The sequence below is a fragment of the Aeromicrobium sp. Leaf245 genome (assembly GCF_942548115.1).
Taxonomy (GTDB): domain Bacteria; phylum Actinomycetota; class Actinomycetes; order Propionibacteriales; family Nocardioidaceae; genus Aeromicrobium.
In genome coordinates, this window is record NZ_OW824151.1 from 308,962 (window position 1) to 327,344 (window position 18,383).

The window sequence follows — 18,383 nt, forward strand, 5'->3', positions numbered from 1 at the left end:
GGCAACACTGCTTGTCAAGTCAGCACGCGCGGGGCAGGCTCGTCCCATGAGCCTGAACTCCACTCCTGACACCACCGCCGTCGACGTGGTCGTGGTGGGCGGAGGTGCCGCCGGTCTGAGCACCGCGCTGGTCCTCGCCCGCTCGCGACGCTCCGTCGTGGTGGTCGACGCTGGCGAGCAGCGCAACGCCCCGGCCGACCACATGCACAACTACCTCGGCCGCGAGGGCACCCCGCCGCTCGAGCTCGCCCGGATCGGTCGCGAGGAGGTCGAGTCCTACGGTGCGACCGTCGTGCGCGGTCGCGTCACCGGCGCGGAGGCGCTCCCCGGAGCGGTTCCCTCGTTCGCCATCGCCGTCGACGACGGGAGCCGGTTCGTGGCGCGCCGCGTGGTGCTGGCCACCGGGGTCGTGGACGAGCTGCCCGACGTCCCCGGCCTGGCCGAGCGGTGGGGGCGTGACGTGCTGCACTGCCCCTACTGCCACGGCTGGGAGGTGCGCGACCAGCGCGTCGGCGTGCTGCTGACCAGCCCCCTGGGCCTGCACCAGGCCGGCCTGTTCGGCCAGCTCACCGACCAGCTGACCGTCCTGGCGAACGGCGTCGCACTGGACCACGGGCAGCGTGAGCCGCTGCGGGCCAAGGGCCACCGCGTGGTCGACGACGTCGTGGTCGAGGTGCTGGTGACCGATGACCGACTCTCGGGCGTGCGGCTCGCCAACGGCACCGTGGTGGAGCTCGACGCGATCGCCGTCGCGTCGTTCCCACGCGCCCGCACCGACGTCGCCGACCTGCTCGGCGTGCCGACGGCGCAGGTCGAGATGAACGGGACCCCGATGGCCGTGGGTCTCGAGGTCGACGCGACCGGGGCGACCCCCGTGCCCGGCGTTCTTGCGGTCGGCAACGCCGCCGCACCGATGGCGACCGTCATCGGCGCGGCCGCGGCCGGCATGCAGACCGGCGCCCTCCTCAACGCCCAGCTCGTCGCCGAGGACACCGACACCGCCGTGGAGGCCGCGCGCGCCGCGATGCGCGAGCCCGAGGCGTGGGAGGAGCGGTACGGCGAGGCGGCTCCGGTCTGGAGCGGTCGCGTGAACCCGCAGGTCCCGGTGAAGGCGTCGGAGCTCACGCCGGGCCGCGCGATCGACGTCGGCTGCGGCGAGGGTGCCGACGTCATCTGGCTGGCCCAGCACGGGTGGGACGTGACGGGCATGGACTTCTCGCCCACCGGTCTCGACCGGGCGCGGCAGCACGCCGAGGAGGCGGGGGTGGCCGAGCGGACGTCGTTCCGGGTGGGCGACATCCGCACCTGGGAGCCGGGCGACGAGCGCTGGGACCTCGTGACCGCGCACTACGTGCACCTGCCGCCCGAGCCGATGCTCGACGTCGTGCGCCGGCTCTCGGCGGCGGTGGCGCCGGGCGGCACGCTGCTCGTCGTGGGGCACCACCCGGGCGACGTGCCGGCGGGCATCCGCGACCGCGACGACCTCTTCGTGCCCGAGGCGCTGCTGCCGGCCCTCGGCGACGGGTGGGACGCACGCACCGAGGTCGTCGAGCGCACCCACACCGGCATGGGCGCCCACACCGTCCGCGACAGCATCCTCGTCGCGACGCGGGCGACCTAGAGGCGCCGCAGGGCGGCCTCGGCGGCGTTGAAGCCGCCCATGCCGTGCACGCCGCCGCCGGGCGGGGTGGCGGCGGAGCACAGGTACACGCCGTCGACGCCGAGCGAGTACGGGTCGAGCGTGGGGCGGGGGCGCAGGGGGATCTGGCGCCACGTGTTGGCGCCGGTGCCGATGTCGCCACCCACGTAGTTGGCGTTGCCGGCCTCGAGCTGCGCCGTGCCCTTGGAGACCACCTGCACGACCCGGTCACGGAAGCCGGGGGCGAAACGCTCGACCTGGCCCAGGATCAGGTCCGTCGCGTCACCCGGCCACGCGTGCGGGACGTGCGCGTACGCCCAGATCGGGTTGATCCCGTCGCGCGAGCGACTGGGGTCGGCGAGGTGCTGCTGGCCGAGCAGCACGAAGGGACGGTCCGGCATGACTCCCCGCGCGGTGCGTCCCTCGGCGTCGACGATCTCGGCTGCGGACCCGCCGACGTGGACGGTGCCGGCGCGGCGGACCTCGTCGTTGGTCCACGGGATCTCGCCGTCGATCGCCACGTCGATCTTGAACGCCGCCGGACCGTAGCGGTAGCCCCGCAGCTGCCGGGCCACGAGGGGCGGGATCGCGTCGCCGACGATGCCCAGGGCGCCGCGCGGCGAGGTGTCGAGCAGGATCACGTCGGGTCGGGTGCCGATCTCCTCGGCCAGCTGGCCCATGCTCGTGACCTCGACGCCGGTGCGCACGGTGCCTCCGAGCTCCTCCAGACGGGCGACCAGCGCTGCTGCGATCGATCCCGAGCCACCCTCGGCGACCGGCCAGCCGTAGCGGTGGCCCGCGGCGCCGAGCATGAGGCCCACCGAGGCGCTGAGCGGCGTGTCGAGCCGACCGAACACGTGCGCGGCCACGCCCATGAACAGGGAGCGGGCGGGCTCGTCGTCGAAGCGACGGACCAGCACGTTCGCCGGCAGGGCCGCCTGGAGCCCGAAGCGGGCGAGGGTGAGCGGGTGCGACGGCACGTGCACGACGGGACGCAGCACGTCGGCGAGCAGGTCGTCGAAGTCTCGCGTGATCGGGCCGAACAGCTTCTTCCACGAGCGCGCGTCGGCGCCGAGCGAGGCTGCCGTGCGCTCCATGTCGCGGCTGACCACCCCGGCGCGACCGTCGTCGAGCGGGTGCGCGAGGTCGACCTCGGGCCAGAGCCAGCGCAGGCCGTTCCGCTCGAGCTCCAGGGACGCGAGGTAGGGCGAGGCGACGCCCATCGGGTGGAACGCCGAGCACTCGTCGTGCAGCACCCCGGGCACGGTCAGCTCGCTGGTGCGCGTCCCACCGCCGACGCGGTCGGCGGCCTCGAGGACGGTCACGTCGAGACCCTCCTGCGCCAGGCGCACGGCGCCCGCGAGCCCGTTGGGTCCACTGCCCACCACCACCGCCGACGTCATGGCTCCATCCTGTCACCGCCCCAGACGCCCGCAGCCCGGCCGCAAGGCCGCACGGCTCAGGACAGGGCGCGGACCACGGCGCTGGCCGGGGGCTTGCCCAGCTGCTCGGCCATCCAGGAGCTGGTGGCCACGAGCGCGTCGAGGTCGACGCCGTGCTCGATGCCGAGACCGGTCAGGAACCACACCAGGTCCTCGGTGGCCAGGTTGCCGGTCGCGCTCTGCGCGTACGGGCACCCGCCCAGGCCACCGGCCGCGGCGTCGAAGGTCGTGACGCCGGCCTGCAGCCCGGCGTGGACGTTGGCGAGGGCCTGGCCGTAGGTGTCGTGGAAGTGCAGGGCCAGCCGCTCGGGCCCCACCCCGGCCGCCCCGAACCGACGCACGAGGTCGCCCACCTGGCCGGCGGTCGCGACGCCGATCGTGTCGCCGAGCGACAGCTGCACCGCACCCAGCTCGAGCAGGTCGCTGCCCACGCGGACGACCACGTCGGGGTCGACCGGACCCTCCCAGGGGTCGCCGAAGCACATCGACACGTAGGCACGGACGTCGGCGCCGGCCTCGCGGGCACGTCGCACCACGGGCTCGAACATCGCCATCTGGGCGTCGAGGGCGCTGTTGAGGTTCTTGGCCGCGAAGGTCTCGGTGGCACTGGCGAACACGGCCACGTGGCTGCACCCGGCCTCCAGCGCTCGGTCGAGGCCGCGCTCGTTGGGCACGAGCACCGGGTGCTCGAACCGAGGCCCTTCTCGCAGGGCCTCGACCAGGTCGGCGGCGTCGGCCAGCTGCGGCACCCACCGTGGGTGGACGAAGCTGGTGGCCTCGACGACGGACAGCCCGGCTGCGACGAGGCGACGCACGAACGCGGCCTTCACCTCCAGCGGGACCACGGCCTTCTCGTTCTGGAGGCCGTCACGAGGGCCGACCTCGTAGATCGTCACGCGGTCGGGGAGTCCCGGCTCTGGCACGACCATCGGCAGGGGTGCCGGGCCCTGGGCGGCAGGGGATTCCGGGAGCGTCATGCGTCCTCCTCCACGTGCAGAACGACGTGGCCCATCGCCACCTGGTCGCCGACGGCGGCTCCCACGTGCGTGACGGTGCCGTCGTGGGGGGCGACGAGTGCGAGCTCCATCTTCATGGCCTCCACGGCGCCGAGCCGCTGACCCGCCGTCACCGCGTCGCCGACCGCGACGTCGAGCGCCACGACCGCACCGGGCATGGGCGAGACGACGTCGGCGGTGCCGGCGGCCGCCACCGACGAGCGTCGCATGGCGTCGGCGGCCTCGAGCACCCACGTCTGCCCCTGCCAGGTGGCCCAGACGCGGCGCCCCCGCGCGGTCGCGTCGGCATGCGCGAGACCGGGATCTTCGACGACGTCGTGCGTCGTGCCGTCGGGCTCGGCGACGTGCACCGTCAGCGGCACGGGAGGACCGGCCGAGCGCCAGCCGTCGCCGCGACCGAACGGCGACTCGTCGTCGGCCTCGCCGAGCAGCAGCGCCGCGGATCGCAGCGCCTCGGGCGCGACCGACGGCCGCTCCAGCAGCGGGCCCTCGTAGGCGTCGAGCCAGCCGGTGTGCACCTCGCCGGCGCGGAACTCCGGCGAGTCGACGAGCCGCCGCACCCAGCCGAGGTTCGTCTCGATGCCCTCCACCGCAGAGGCGTCGACGACGTCGAGCAGCGCGTCGACCGCGGCGTCGCGGTCGGGCCCGTGGGCGACGAGCTTGGCCAGCATCGGGTCGTACGCCGACGAGACGACCGCCTCCCCCTCGATCGAGGCGTGGACCTCGGCCCGGCGGGGGTGCCGGGCCGTGGGCGGCAGATCGACAGAGCCCCAGCGCGCGTCGAGCACGTGCCCGGCCTGCGGGAGGAACCCGGTGTACGGGTCCTCGGCGTACACGCGCACCTCCACGGCGTGGCCGGTGCACGTGACCTCGTCCTGCGCGAGGGGCAGCGGCAGGCCCGCCGCGACGTCGAGCTGCCACTGCACGAGGTCGAGGCCCGTCACCTGCTCGGTCACGGGGTGCTCCACCTGGAGGCGCGTGTTCATCTCGAGGAAGTAGGCGGTCTGCCCCTCGGGGGAGTCCGCGACGAGGAACTCGACGGTGCCCGCGCCGACGTAGCCGACCTCCTGGCACAGCGCCAAGGACGAGTCGTGCAGCAACGTGCGCAGCGCCGGATCGAGACCCGGGGCCGGCGCCTCCTCGACGACCTTCTGGTGGCGACGCTGCGCGGAGCAGTCGCGCTCGAAGAGGTGCACGACGGTGCCGTGCTCGTCGCCGAAGACCTGCACCTCCACGTGGCGGCCGCCCTCGACGTAGGCCTCGACGAGCAGGGTGTCGTCGCCGAACGACGACGCCGCCTCTCGACGAGCGGTGGCCACGGCGTCGGCGAGGTCCTCGGGGCGGCGCACCACGTGCATGCCCTTGCCGCCACCGCCCGCCGCGGCCTTCACGAGCACCGGGTAGGCGTCGGCGGGGACGTCGTCGGTCTCGTACCGCGGGGTCACCGGAACGCCGGCCCGCTCGGCGACCTCGCGGGCCCGGTCCTTGCGACCCATCAGCTCGATGACGTCGGGCGACGGACCCACGAACACGAGCCCGGCGGCCTCCACGGCACGCGCGAAGGCGGCGTTCTCGGACAGGAAGCCGTAGCCCGGGTGCACGGCGTCGGAACCTGAGAACACGGCAGCGGCCACGACCTCCTCGACGTCGAGGTAGGAGCCGATGCGCACGGCCTCGTCGGCCTCCTCCACGTGGAGCGCGTGCGCGTCGAGGTCGGTGAAGACGGCGACGCTGCGCAGGCCGGCGGTCCGGCACGCACGGACCACGCGGCGGGCGATCTCGCCGCGGTTGGCGATCAGGACGGTCTGGAGGGTGGTCATGCGGGGATCACATCCGGAAGACGCCGAAGCCGGGGGCTCCACCGTCGAGATCGGGTCGGTCGGCGAACGACGGCACGGGCGCGTTCGCGCAGGTCTGGAGGGCGAGCCCGAGCACGCGGCGGGTCTCGCGCGGGTCGAGGATGCCGTCGTCCCACAGGCGCGCGGTGGCGTAGTAGGGGTTGCCCTGCTCCTCGTACTGGTCGCGGATCGGCGCCTTGAACGCCTCCTCGTCCTCGGCGGACCACGCGCCGCCCTTCTGCTCGATGCCCCCCGCCTCGATGGCAGAGCGACGCACGGTTGCGAGCACCGACGCGGCCTGCTCGCCGCCCATCACCGAGATGCGCGCGTTGGGCCAGGTCCAGAGGAAGCGGGGGTCGTAGGCCCGGCCGCACATGCCGTAGTTGCCCGCACCGAACGAGCCACCGATGATCACGGTCAGCTTCGGCACGACGCTGGACGCGACGGCGGTGACGAGCTTCGCGCCGTCCTTCGCGATGCCGCCGTTCTCGTACTCGCGGCCGACCATGAAGCCCGTGATGTTCTGCAGGAACAGCAACGGGATGCCGCGCTGGTTGGCCAGCTCCACGAAGTGGGCACCCTTGAGGGCCGACTCGCTGAACAGGATGCCGTTGTTCGCGACGATGGCGACGGGATAGCCCTCCACGTGGGCGAACCCGCACACGAGCGTGTCACCGTAGAGGGGCTTGAACTCGTGCAGGCGCGAGTCGTCGACGACGCGGCGGATCACCTCGCGCACGTCGTAGGGCGTGCGTCCGTCGACGGGCACGACGTCGAGCAGCGTCTCGGGGTCCTCGCGCGGCGGCAGCGCCGGCTGCGGCTCCAGGTGGGTGCGGGCCGGACCCAGGGTGCCGACGATGGAGCGGACGATGTCGAGGGCGTGCGCGTCGTCGTCGGCCAGGTGGTCCACGACGCCGGACGTGCGGGCGTGCACGTCGCCGCCACCGAGGTCCTCGGCCGTCACGACCTCGCCCGTCGCGGCCTTCACGAGCGGCGGCCCGCCGAGGAAGATCGTGCCCTGCTCCTTGACGATGACCGACTCGTCGCTCATCGCCGGCACGTACGCACCGCCGGCCGTGCACGAGCCCATGACGGCCGCCACCTGCGCGATGCCGCGCGCCGACAGCTGCGCCTGGTTGAAGAAGATGCGGCCGAAGTGGTCGCGGTCGGGGAACACCTCGTCCTGCATCGGCAGGAAGGCGCCCCCGGAGTCGACGAGGTAGACGCAGGGCAGCCGGTTCTGCAGCGCCACGGTCTGGGCGCGCAGGTGCTTCTTGACCGTGAGCGGGTAGTAGGTGCCGCCCTTCACGGTGGCGTCGTTGGCCACCACCATCACGTCACGGCCGGCCACGCGGCCGATGCCGGTGATGATCGACGCGCTCGGCACGGCGTACTCGTCCGCAGCCGCAGGCCCGTCGCCCCCGTACATCCCGTAGGCCGCCAGGGGCGCGATCTCGAGGAACGGCGAGCCCGGGTCGAGCAGCCGGTCGACCCGGTCACGCGGAAGGAGCTTGCCGCGGGCGACGTGCCGCTCGCGCGAGGCGTCGCTGCCGCCGCGGCGGACGCGGGCGGTGCGCTCGTGCAGCTCGTCGACGAGGTCGCGCAGCGTGGAGGGGGAGCCGGTGCTCATGCGCCTGAGGTTAACACCCATTAACCAGATGCGGTACGGTCGTGCCATGTCCGACCGCCGTCGCGAGATCGCCCGCAGCGCGGTCGAGCTGTTCGCCGACCGCGGCTTCCACGGCGTCAGCGTCGGCGACGTCGGCGCGGCGTCGGGGATCTCGGGCCCGGCCATCTACAAGCACTTCCGCAGCAAGGAATCAGTGCTCGCCCAGGCGCTGGTCGACATCAGCACGGAGCTGCTGGAGACCGGTCGGGCACGCGTGTCCGCCGCACCCGACGGACCGGGTCGGCTCGACGCTCTCATCGACTGGCACATCGACTTCGCCGTCACCCACCCCGCCTACATCGTGGTGCAGGAGCGCGAGTGGTCTTCCCTCGACGCCGACGCCCGTGCCGAGGTGCGAGCCCTCCAGCTGGCCTACGTCGACGTGTGGGTCGACGTCGTGCGCACGCTCCGCGACGACCTCACCCGTACCGCCGCCCGCGCCGCCGTGCAGGCGACGTTCGGTCTGCTCAACTCCACCCCGCACAGCGCACGCATCGCCGAGGCCGACCTGCGGGTCCTGCTCGCACGGATGGCGCGGGCCGCGCTGCTCGGCTGACGCCCGGTCGCGCCGCTGGACCGTCAGGAGGGGGCGATCAGGAAGGGGCCGCCACCACGGCGGGTCGCCGGCTCGACGTCACCGCGACCGTCACGCCCACCAGCATGACCAGGGCACCCACCGCCTCGAGCACGTTCGGCACCTCCCCCAGCACGAGCCAGGCGCTGAGCATCCCGACCGGGGGCACGAGCAGGATGTACGGCACCACCGACGACGCGGGGTGCTTCGCCATGAGGCCGTTGAAGATCGTGTAGCCCACGAGCGACGCGCCGACCACGGTGTACAGGGTGCTCAGCAGCGCCGCCCAGCCGAAACCGGCCATCGCCTCGACCATGACGTCGGGGCCGTCGACGACCCACGAGACCGCCAGGCACGGCAGGGGGACCACGAGCGCCGACCACACCACGAGCGAGAGTCCGGACTCGACCTTGGCCGCACGGGCGACGACGTTCCCGATCGCCCATGACAGCGCGGCGCCCACCGTCACGACGAGGGGCACGATCGACGCACCGGCGCCGAAGCCGACCGCCACGACGACCAGCCCCGCCGTGCCGACCAGGGCCCCGGCCGCCTGGCGCCGGCTCGGCCGCTCGTCGAGGGCGACCGCCGCGATGACGATGGTCAGCACCACCTGGGCCTGCAGCACCAGCGAGGCGAGACCGGCCGGCATGCCGGTGGCGAGCGCGAGGTACAGCAGGCCGAACTGGCCGAGGCTCATGAACGCGCCCACGGCGACCACGGCCTGCCACGACGCCTTCGGCCGCGGGACCAGGAACACCAGAGGCAGGGCCACCAGCACGAAGCGGATCGCCAGGAACAGGAACGGGGGGAAGTCCTCACCGTCACCGCCCTCGAGGCCGAGGTGGATGGCCACGAAGTTGCCGCCCCACAGGACGGCGACGAGCACGGCGAGGAGGCTGTCACGGCGGGTCACCGAGCCAGTCTGGTGGTCGAGACCGTGTACGTCCAGCGATGCTTTCTTCACGATTCCATGTACGGTTCCTGCATGATCGACCTGAGCGCCCTCCGCTCCCTGCTCGCCGTGCACCAGCACGGCAGCGTCGTGGCCGCGGCCCACGCCCTGGGCTACACGCCGTCGGCGGTCTCCCAGCAGGTCAAGCGCCTGGAGCGGCAGCAGGGCCGCCCCCTGCTGGAACGAGTGGGACGCGGCGTCGTGCTCACCGACGTCGGCCGACTGCTCGCCGAGCGTGGGTCGGCGGTGCTCGACGAGCTGGAGTCGCTGTCGAACCTCGGGCGCGACGGCAGCCGCCCCCAGGGTCCGTTCCACCTGGCCACGTTCGCGACGGCGAACCGCGGGCTCGTGGCACCCCTGCTCGCGCGCCTGGCCGTCGAGGCGCCGGAGCTGCGGGTCACGGTGGTCGAGGCGGACCCGCGCGACGTCGTGCTCCAGGTGGCCAGGGGCACCGCCGACGCCGGGCTCGTGCACGACTGGGAGTCCGTCCACCTCGAGATCCCCCCGGGCGTCGACGCGGCGCTCCTGCTCACCGACCGGGCCGACCTCGTGGTCCACCGCGACCACCCGCTCGCCACCCGGACGTCGGTGACCCCGCGCGACCTGGTGCGGGAGCAGTGGGTGTGCACGCCTGCCGGCAGCATCTGCCACGACTGGCTCGTGGCCATGTTCGCCGGTCACGCGCTGCGGCCCGAGCTGCGCTACATCGACCACGAGTACGCCTCGCACCTCGCGCTCGCCGCTGCGGGCGTGGCCGTCGCGCTCGTCCCACGGATGGGTCGCGGGCCCCTGCCCCCGGAGGTCGTCACGGTGCCCGTCGTCGACCCGGTGCCCGAGCGACGCGTCCAGCTCGTCTGGCGGCGCGCCACCACCGACCACCCCGCACGACGACTGCTCCACGACCTCCTCGTCGACGTCGTGGGCTGAACCGGCGATCCGCGGCGGCGCTAGAGCTTCGGCTCGAACGTCTCCGGCGAGGCCGTGGTCCAGTCCCTCACCCAGCCCTCCGGCGGCGTGGCGAGCAGGGCGCCGGGCTCGAGCCACTCGAAGAGCTCGGCGTAGGTCTGGGTCACCTGCGGGTCGACGCGCCGGAACAGCTTGCGCGGGGTGAGGTCGTCGAAGGAGTCCAGCCCCATCGACGCGACGATCTGCTGTGCGCTGTTGACCGTGTTGGCCTGGAAGTCGCGCACCCGGTGCACCTTGTCGTCGACCACGAGGGCCCGGGCGCGCCACGGGTCCTGCGTCGCGACGCCCACCGGGCAGGTGTTGGTGTGGCAGGTCTGGGCCTGGATGCACCCGACCGCGAACATCATGGCGCGGGCCGCCAGCGTGAAGTCGGCGCCCTGGCAGATCCGCTTCACGATGTCGATCCCGGTCGCGACCTTGCCGCTCGCGCCGATCTTGACCCGGTCGCGCAGCCCGGTCCCGACCAGGGCGTTGTGCACGAACATGAGGCCCTCGGTGAGCGGCATGCCCACGTGGTCCTCGAACTCGACCGGCCCGGCCCCCGTCCCGCCCTCGGAGCCGTCGACGATGATGAAGTCCGGAGTGCTGTCGCGCTCGACCATGGCCTTGCAGACCGCCAGGAACTCCCGCCGCGAGCCGATGCACAGCTTGAACCCCACCGGCTTGCCGCCGCTGAGCCGACGCAGCTCAGAGACGTAGTCGACCAGCCCGAGGGGCGTGTCGAACGCACGGTGCGTGGGCGGGGAGACCACCGTGGTGCCGATCGCGACGCCTCGCGCCTCGGCGATCTCGTCGTTCACCTTCGCGCCGGGCAGCAGACCGCCCAGGCCCGGCTTGGCGCCCTGCGACACCTTGATCGAGATCGCCTTCACCTGTGGGTCGACCGCCCGTTCGGCGAACCTCGCGGCATCGAAGCCACCGTCCTCGGTCCGGCACCCGAAGTAGCCCGACCCGATCTCCCAGATGAGGTCGCCGCCGCGCCTGCGGTGGTACCGGGAGATGGAACCCTCGCCGGTGTCGTGGGCGAAGCCTCCCAGCGCCGCACCGCCGTTGAGCGCCTCGATCGCGTTGCCCGACAGCGACCCGAAGCTCATGGCCGACACGTTCAGCAGGGCGATGTCGTAGGGCTGCGTGCACTCCGGCCCACCGAGCCGCACGGTCGGGCGGACGTCGGGCTTGGTGCGGGCCCGCATCGAGTGGGCCACGAACTCGTAGCCCACGGCGTTCACGTCGCGCTCGGTGCCGAACGGCTCCTCGCCGTGGTTGCCCTTGGCCCGGTCGTAGACGAGGTCCCGGGTCTCGCGGTCGAAGGGCGTGCCACCGGTGTTGGACTCGATGAAGTACTGCTGGATCTCGGGCCGCAGCCGCTCCATCGCGAAGCGGGCGTGCCCGAGCACCGGGTAGTTGCGCAGGATGCTGTGCCGACGCTGCAGCAGGTCGTGCAGCCCCGTCGCCGCCAGCACGGCGAGCGGGGCCGCAGCCCACCACCACAGCGCGGACGTCCCGAGTGCGAGCACCCACCCGACCGCAGCCGCCACCACCAGCGCGAGGACCGCGAGCCACCGGATCATGCCGTCATGCTGGCACGGATCAGTGCTGGACGCCCTCGACCGCCGGCGCGTGCTTGAGCGTGCGCCACGAGACCAGCGCAGCGAGCAGGGCGATGCCGATCGCGAGCCCCGACGTGCGCTGGACCCCGAGGTCGAAGGCAGCCCGTGCCGACTCGGCGAGCGCCGCCCCCATCTCGTTGGGGTAGCGCTCGGCCATGGTGAGCGTGCTGCCGAGCGTCTCGAAGGCGTGGTCGCGCTCGCCGTGCTGCAGCATGGCCGGCACGGTCAGCTCGGCGCGGTAGGTGGCCGTGAGGATGCTGCCCAGCACGGCGGTGCCCAGCACGGCGCCGATCTCGTAGGCGGTCTCGGAGATCGCGGACGCCGACCCCGCCTTGTGCGGGGGCACCGCCGCGAGCACGAGGTCGTTGGTGAGCGTCTCGGCCAGGCCGATGCCCACCCCCATCACCACGAAGGCGACGAGCACGGTCGCGACGGTCGGGTGGCCGGTGAAGGCCGCCACGGCGTAGCCGGCCGAGGACGCCACGAAGCTGAGGCTCACGAGGACCCGCACGGGGAAGCGGCGCACGAGACGCACGGCCAGGAAGCCGGCGGCCATCGTCACGACGAGACCCGGGAGGAGCACCATGGCCGAGTCCATGGGCGACATGCCCAGCACCAGCTGCAGCAGCTGCGCGGCGAAGAACAGGAACCCGGTCAGACCCATCAGGCTGAGCAGGTTGGCCGCGAGCGCACCGCTGAAGACCCGGTTGCGGAAGAGCGACAGGTCGAGCATGGGCGAGGCGCTGCGCTGCTGGCGACGCACGAACAGCGCGCCGGCAGCGATGCCCAGGGCGAACGAGCCGAGCGTCACGTCGTCGATGCCGGCCTTGGCGAGGTGCTTGATCCCGTAGACGACGGGCAGCATCGCCACGACCGCCAGCACGATCGAGGTCGGGTCGAGCGGGCCGGGGCTCGGGTCCTTGGACTCGGGCACGAGCCACAGGGCCAGCGGGACGAGCAGCACGATGAGCGGCACGTTGATGAGGAAGACCGAGCCCCACCAGAAGTGCTCGAGCAGGTACCCGCCGAGCACCGGGCCCAGGGCGGCGCCACCGGAGAACATGGCGGCCCAGGCTGCGATGGCCAGACGCCGGTCCTGGGCGTGGTGGAAGACGTTGCGGATCAGCGACAGCGTCGAGGGCATGAGCGTGGCGCCGAAGAAGCCCAGCAGCGCACGGGCGACGAGCAGCGTCTCGGCGCTGCTCGCGTACGCCGCGACCAGCGAGGCCGCGCCGAAGCCCACCGCGCCGATGACCAGCAGACGGCGCCGACCCACGCGGTCGCCGATGCTGCCCATCGCGATGAGCAGACCGGCGAGCATCAGTGCGTAGACGTCGACGATCCACAGCAGCTGGTTGCCGGTCGGGCGCAGCTCGGTGCTGATGGAGGGCAGCGCGAAGCTGAGGACGGTGTTGTCGACCGAGACGAGCAGCACCGGGATCATCAGGACGGCGAGGGCACACCACTCGCGCAGGCCCGCACGGACGGGGGGCACCTCGGGCAGTGGTGCAGATGACGGGGCAGTCGAGCTCGAGCGGGGATCGATGGTGGTCATGGCGGGCCTCCTTCCGGCGGACGGCGAACGGCCCGGACGGTCGTCCGGGCCGAGCACCACTATACCGTCCAGCCGGTACAGTCACCACCCTCTCCGGTGCTGCGCGGCGGTGATCCTCGTCGCACCGCCGCAGGTAGGCTCGCGCCATGCCGTCGGCCGAACGCTCCACCCGTGACCGCGTGCTCGACGCCTTCGAGACGCTCCTGGTCACGCAGGGCAGCCGCGCAGCCACCCTCGACGCCGTCGCCGCGCTCGCCGAGGTGTCGAAGGGCGGCCTGCTCTACCACTTCCACAGCAAGGACGAGCTGGTCGACGGCATGCTGACCCGCCTGCGCGAGCAGGGAGCCCGCGACGCCGACGCCATGAGCCGTGCTCCGAAGGGTCCGGTCGACTACTACCTCGAGACCTCGGTCGACTCCGGCAGCGACTTCGACCGCGCCCTCATCGCAGCCGGACGCATCGCCCAGGAGAACGACGCACGCGCCTCCGACGCGCTGGCCGACCTGCGCGAGGGCTGGTTCGTCGTCCTGCGCGAGCACCTCGGCGACGAGTCGCTGGCCCGCACCATCCAGCTGATCGGCGACGGGCTGTACTTCGACGACACGACGGGCCTGGCCGAGAAGAACGCCCTCGGGCACGTGCGCGACGTGCTGCGCCGCCTCGACGCCCTCTGACCGTCACGCGCCCGGCGGACGCACGTCGCCCGGCGTTCACCCGCAGCGGTTGCCCTGGAGTCATGAAGCTCCTCGCCATCGGCATCGCCGCAGCCGGCATCATCGCCACGCCGAGCGTGGCCGTCGCCGCACCCTCCGCTCCGGTCGTCGACAAGCCGACCACCACGCAGGGACCGAAGAAGCCCACCCGCAGCATCACGGTGTTCGCGCACCGCGGTGCCTCCGGCTACCGGCCCGAGCACACCCTCGCCGCCTACGAGCTGGCCATCCGTCAGGGCGCCGACGTCATCGAGCCCGACCTCGTCAGCACGAAGGACGGCGTGCTCGTCGCCCGCCACGAGAACGAGATCAGCGGCACCACCGACGTCGCCTCCCACCCGGAGTTCGCGGACCGGCGCACCACGAAGGTCATCGACGGCGTGGACGTGACCGGCTGGTTCACCGAGGACTTCACCCTGGCCGAGCTGAAGACGCTGCGCGCCATCGAGCGCCTGCCCCAGGTCCGTCCCGGCAACACGGTCTACGACGGCCGCTACGAGGTCCCCACGTTCGACGAGGTGATCGAGCTGGCCCGGCGCGAGAGCCGCGGACGCCGCACCATCTCGGTGGCGCCGGAGACCAAGCACCCCACGTACTTCCGCTCCATCGGCCTCGACCTTTCCAAGCCCCTCGTGCGGTCGCTGCGCCAGGCCGGGTGGGACCGCCGCAACGCCCCGGTCGTCATCCAGTCGTTCGAGACGTCGAACCTCCGCGAGCTGGCTCGCTGGACGAGGGTCCCCCTGGTGCAGCTCACGTCGGGGTCCGGCGCTCCGTACGACCTGGTCGCGCAGGGCAGGAGCACCACCTACGCGGACCTCCTGACGCCCGAGGGCCTGCGCGACGTGGCCCGCTACGCCCGGTGGATCGGCCCGGAGAAGAGCCAGGTCATCCCCCGCGACGCCTCCGGCGCCCACACCGAGCCGACGTCGCTCGTGGACGACGCGCACCGCGCCGGCCTCAAGGTGGCCGTCTACACGATCCGCGACGAGAACCGGTTCCTGCCGACGGACCTGCGCACCGGGTCCGACCCCAACGCCCGCGGAGACGTGGCCACCGAGCTGCGCCGCTACTTCGAGGCCGACGTGGACGGGGTCTTCGCCGACTACCCCGACACCGCGGTCGCGGCTCGCGCCGCCTGGGTCAAGCGCCGCTGACACCTCACCGAGACGCACGACGGGCCGGCCCTTCCGAGGAAGGACCGGCCCGTCGTCGTGCGCGTCGGGTGGTGCCGCTCAGCGGCGGCGCAGCTCCAGGAAGATGCTGGGGCCGAAGTCGTTGGCGGCGAGCCGCTCCTGCAGCGCCTTCTCGACCGACACGAGCAGCCGCGTGGGGAGAGCCTTCTTGAGCTTCTCGCTGCGCAGGTTCGAGACCGACAGCTTGCGCTCGAGACCGAGGCCGACGTCGGACAGCTGGGCGACCACGGTGTCGACGTTGTGGTTGACGAAGGCGATCGCGTCGGGCTCCTCGGCCGTGGCGGTGCGGATGCTCACCGGCTCCTTCGGCAGCGGCGTGCCCTGCTTCTTGAACCGGCGACGGTTCAGGAAGTGGCCGTAGTTCGCGACCTCGATCAGCGCGGTCGCGCCGGGCTTGAGCACGCGCGCGATCTCGCCGAACTCCGTCGACGGCTCGGGGATGTGGTGCATGACCCGGACCATCGTCAGCAGGTCGAGCGAGGCGTCGTCGAACTGCAGGTCGTCGGCCTGCATCTGCACCTGGGCGATGTCGGTGCCGGCGAGGACGCGCTCGGCGGCCTCCAGCTGGGTGCGGCTCGGCTCGGCCAGCGTCACGTGGTCGGCGTACTCGCGCAGCAGCAGGCAGAGACGGCCGAAGCCGCCGCCCACGTCGGCCGCGCGACCGAAGTGCCGGCCGTCGAGCAGGCGTCGGATCGCGGCCTCCTCGGCAGCGTGCTCGTAGTCGCGGTTGTCCCAGTACGTCGTGTAGTCGTAGCCGCGGTCGTACTGGTCGGCGACCTTCTTGCGCTTCTCGTCCGTCACGCGCGTCAGCCTAACAACGGCAGCCAGCGGCCCGACCGGCGCCGACGGGTGCAGGACCCGAACCGCTGGGTTGCTGTGCTCGGTCGGGTTCAGTCGAACGTGCGGGGGCCGAACTCGGGGGTCTCACGCTTCATCCCGGCACGGCGAGCGATGGCCGTGTTGGGCGAGCGGAACATCCGCAGCTGGTAGACCCGCTCACGCCGGAACGCCGACCGCAGACCACCGAGCCGCACACCGTTCAGCAGCTTCTTCGTCGCGGCGACCGAGTCGGGCGAGCGGGCGACGATCGCGTCGACCAGCTCGAGCGCCGGCTTCAGCGGGTCGTCGGCCACGCCGGACGCCAGGCCGATCTCGACCGCCTCCGACCCGCTCACGACCTCGCCCGTCATGGCGAGCCGCTTGGCGACGTCGGCGCCCACCAGCTCGACGAGGGGGACCGTCCCACTCATGTCGGGCACCAGGCCCCACTTGGCCTCCAGCACGGACCACTGCGCGTCGGGCGTCGTGAACCGGAAGTCGGCTGCGAGGGCCAGCTGGATCCCCGCCCCGAACACGTGGCCGCGCGTCACGGCGATGACCGGCACGGGGAGCTCCCGCCACGCCCAGAGCGCCTGCTGGAACCCGTTCGTCGCCCGCCACGGAGGCGTGAGGAAGAACGCGGCGACCTTCTTCCTCTGCGGGCTGACCGTCGCGAAGTCGAGTCCGGCACAGAAGGAGCTGCCCTCGCCCTGGAGCACGACCGCGCGGACCTCGCGGTTGCGGCGCAGCTCGGCCGCGGCCTCGAGCAGCCCGTCGAGCACCTCGAAGTCGACCCCGTTGAGCTTCTCGGGCCGGTTGAGGCTCACGTAGGCGAGGTGGCCCTCGATGCGGGTGGTGACGGCGGCACTGGTCATGACCTCAGGTTACCCGCCGGTAGTGCCGGGCCGACCGTCAGCGGACGCGGTCGAGGACCTGCCGGACCGCACCGTGGACGTCGGTGGGGATCTCGGGGGCCTCCAGCCCGAACCGGATGCTCATCTCGTCGGGCCACGCGCCGGACGCCCGGATGAACGAGCCGGACTGGCCGGCGTCGAGGTGACGACGGACGAGCGACGCGGACTCCGCGGGGGCGCCCCACGTGACCACGACGGACGGCGACAGGTGCGTGGCGAGGTCGAGCACCTCGCGCAGGTCGACGTCGGGGCCAACGATCCGCAGGCCGATGTCGGCCTGGGCGAGCGCCGCCCCCCAGGCGACGAACGGCAGGGCCTTCGCCTCGTCGACGAACGTCGCGAGCAGCACCTGCGCCTTGACGCCGTTGCGGCGATGAGCGTCCTGGGTGCCGCGGACGTCGTGCAGGTGCTCGAGCACGGCCTTCCGGGCGAGGGTCTGGGACTCGGGCGTGACCGCACCGCGGGAGACCTCGTGGGTCAGTCGGCCGAGGGTCGGCGACAGCACGTCACGCCAGACCTCCAGCACCGGCGTGCCGGCCAGCATGGCGAGCAGCAGGTCGTGGAGCCGCTGCTCGTCCGCCGCCGTGGCGGCGGCCAGCAACGAGTCGAGCAGGTCGTCGGTCGCCAGGTCGGTCTGGCTGGGCGACTCGCCCCGCAGGGCCGACGACAGGTCGTCGCGGTCGAGGTGGCGCGCCACGCGGGCGGCGTCCTGGGCGGAGACCCCTCGGGCCACCATGCGTCGCACCAGCTCGACCCGACTGATGTCGCGCTCGGTGTAGCGACGGTGACCACCGTGGGTGCGATGGCTGGGACCGATGCCGTAGCGGCGCTCCCACGTGCGGAGCGTGGAGGCGGCAACGCCCAGACGCGACGCCACGGCGCCGACGCCCCACGTGAGATCGCCTCCGGCGTGAGCGACGTCGACCCACTCCCCGGCCGTCGGGCGCGGTTCGTCGGGACGTCCCGGCGAGTCCTTCACCACGTCACCTCCCGGCCGCGTCGGGCCTTGCTGCCACTGTAGGCCTCTTGCGCAGGGTTGCCATTCGGGGAGCCACCTGGATAGGTTGTGAAGAAGTTGCGTTCGAGGTGGAGCACACCGCTTCGGGCCCATCGAGGTGAGACAGGTCGGAGCTTCCGACGTCCGCCGAGAAGGGGCACGATCATGGTCAGCATCAAACGACTCCCCATGCCACTGCAGGAGACCTACGAGTGGCAGTACGACGGCCTCTGTCGCGATGTCGACCCGGAGGGGTTCTTCTCCCCCGAGGCCGAGCGCGGCACACCGAAGGCCCGACGCGAGGAGGCGGCGAAGGCGCTCTGCGCCCGCTGCCCGGTCATCGAGCAGTGCCGCGAGCACGCGCTCACCGTCCAGGAGCCGTACGGCGTCTGGGGCGGACTGAGCGAGGCCGAGCGCCGCGAGATCCTCGAGCGTCGCCCCCGCACCACCGACGTCGCCTGAGACGTCGCCCCCAACGAACAG

The 18,383-nt window shown here is 72.7% G+C and carries 16 protein-coding genes; 6 read left to right on the plus strand and 10 right to left on the minus strand.

Annotated features, from left to right (window positions below; translation table 11 throughout):
* The first annotated feature begins 46 nt into the window (after positions 1-46).
* Positions 47-1,621, plus strand: coding sequence for an FAD-dependent oxidoreductase (locus tag NBW76_RS01475; RefSeq protein ID WP_056557099.1), 1,575 nt, complete (start codon positions 47-49; stop codon positions 1,619-1,621).
* Here the strand turns inward: NBW76_RS01475 and NBW76_RS01480 are convergent.
* The 4 genes from NBW76_RS01480 to NBW76_RS01495 are packed head-to-tail and all read right to left on the minus strand — an operon-like array spanning position 1,618 to position 7,565.
* Complete coding sequence (locus NBW76_RS01480; RefSeq protein ID WP_056557096.1) at positions 1,618-3,042, minus strand: NAD(P)/FAD-dependent oxidoreductase; 1,425 nt, start codon at positions 3,040-3,042, stop codon at positions 1,618-1,620. The genes NBW76_RS01475 and NBW76_RS01480 overlap by 4 nt on opposite strands.
* A 56-nt stretch (positions 3,043-3,098) precedes the next feature.
* Positions 3,099-4,058 carry a hydroxymethylglutaryl-CoA lyase gene (locus NBW76_RS01485; RefSeq protein WP_200932700.1) on the minus strand — a complete coding sequence of 320 codons (960 nt, stop codon included), beginning with the start codon at positions 4,056-4,058 and terminating at the stop codon, positions 3,099-3,101.
* Entirely contained in the window at positions 4,055-5,917 is a 1,863-nt protein-coding gene (locus tag NBW76_RS01490) for a biotin carboxylase N-terminal domain-containing protein (protein ID WP_056557093.1), read from the minus strand. Before NBW76_RS01490 ends, NBW76_RS01485 begins: the two co-directional genes overlap by 4 nt.
* A 7-nt stretch (positions 5,918-5,924) precedes the next feature.
* A complete protein-coding gene (locus tag NBW76_RS01495; protein ID WP_056557090.1) occupies positions 5,925-7,565 on the minus strand; it encodes a carboxyl transferase domain-containing protein in 1,641 nt (546 codons plus the stop codon).
* Positions 7,566-7,611: 46 nt separating this feature from the next.
* On the opposite strand from NBW76_RS01495, the gene NBW76_RS01500 reads away from it, so the two are divergent.
* Positions 7,612-8,160 carry a TetR/AcrR family transcriptional regulator gene (locus tag NBW76_RS01500; RefSeq protein ID WP_056557304.1) on the plus strand — a complete coding sequence of 183 codons (549 nt, stop codon included), beginning with the start codon at positions 7,612-7,614 and terminating at the stop codon, positions 8,158-8,160.
* A 37-nt stretch (positions 8,161-8,197) separates the two neighbouring features.
* On the opposite strand, the gene NBW76_RS01505 is transcribed toward NBW76_RS01500, so the two are convergent.
* Entirely contained in the window at positions 8,198-9,094 is an 897-nt protein-coding gene (locus tag NBW76_RS01505) for an EamA family transporter (protein ID WP_082482083.1), read from the minus strand.
* A gap of 72 nt (positions 9,095-9,166) precedes the next feature.
* Between NBW76_RS01505 and NBW76_RS01510 the strand changes: the two genes are divergently transcribed.
* On the plus strand, positions 9,167-10,060 hold the full coding sequence (locus NBW76_RS01510) for a LysR family transcriptional regulator (protein ID WP_056557301.1): 894 nt from the start codon (positions 9,167-9,169) through the stop codon (positions 10,058-10,060).
* A 20-nt stretch (positions 10,061-10,080) separates the two neighbouring features.
* Here the strand turns inward: NBW76_RS01510 and NBW76_RS01515 are convergent, their stop codons facing one another.
* The gene (locus tag NBW76_RS01515) at positions 10,081-11,670 is read right to left on the minus strand and encodes an FMN-binding glutamate synthase family protein (RefSeq protein ID WP_056557086.1); all 1,590 of its coding nucleotides are present in this window, start codon (positions 11,668-11,670) and stop codon (positions 10,081-10,083) included.
* A gap of 19 nt (positions 11,671-11,689) precedes the next feature.
* The gene (locus tag NBW76_RS01520; protein WP_250246810.1) at positions 11,690-13,204 is read right to left on the minus strand and encodes an MFS transporter; all 1,515 of its coding nucleotides are present in this window, start codon (positions 13,202-13,204) and stop codon (positions 11,690-11,692) included.
* A 206-nt stretch (positions 13,205-13,410) separates the two neighbouring features.
* On the opposite strand from NBW76_RS01520, the gene NBW76_RS01525 reads away from it, so the two are divergent.
* Complete coding sequence (locus NBW76_RS01525) at positions 13,411-13,938, plus strand: TetR/AcrR family transcriptional regulator (RefSeq protein ID WP_055961854.1); 528 nt, start codon at positions 13,411-13,413, stop codon at positions 13,936-13,938.
* Positions 13,939-14,000: 62 nt separating this feature from the next.
* Complete coding sequence (locus tag NBW76_RS01530) at positions 14,001-15,131, plus strand: glycerophosphodiester phosphodiesterase (protein WP_056557083.1); 1,131 nt, start codon at positions 14,001-14,003, stop codon at positions 15,129-15,131.
* Between the two features lie 78 nt (positions 15,132-15,209).
* Here NBW76_RS01530 and NBW76_RS01535 read toward each other — a convergent pair whose 3' ends face one another.
* The 3 genes from NBW76_RS01535 to NBW76_RS01545 form a co-directional block, all read right to left on the minus strand.
* Positions 15,210-15,971: a class I SAM-dependent methyltransferase gene (locus NBW76_RS01535; RefSeq protein ID WP_055961861.1), complete on the minus strand. Its 762-nt coding sequence runs from the start codon at positions 15,969-15,971 to the stop codon at positions 15,210-15,212.
* Between the two features lie 89 nt (positions 15,972-16,060).
* The gene (locus tag NBW76_RS01540) at positions 16,061-16,864 is read right to left on the minus strand and encodes a crotonase/enoyl-CoA hydratase family protein (protein ID WP_055961864.1); all 804 of its coding nucleotides are present in this window, start codon (positions 16,862-16,864) and stop codon (positions 16,061-16,063) included.
* A gap of 37 nt (positions 16,865-16,901) precedes the next feature.
* Complete coding sequence (locus tag NBW76_RS01545) at positions 16,902-17,882, minus strand: MerR family transcriptional regulator (protein WP_200932699.1); 981 nt, start codon at positions 17,880-17,882, stop codon at positions 16,902-16,904.
* A 183-nt stretch (positions 17,883-18,065) separates the two neighbouring features.
* Between NBW76_RS01545 and NBW76_RS01550 the strand changes: the two genes are divergently transcribed.
* Positions 18,066-18,362: a WhiB family transcriptional regulator gene (locus tag NBW76_RS01550; protein WP_055961873.1), complete on the plus strand. Its 297-nt coding sequence runs from the start codon at positions 18,066-18,068 to the stop codon at positions 18,360-18,362.
* Positions 18,363-18,383 lie beyond the last annotated feature (21 nt).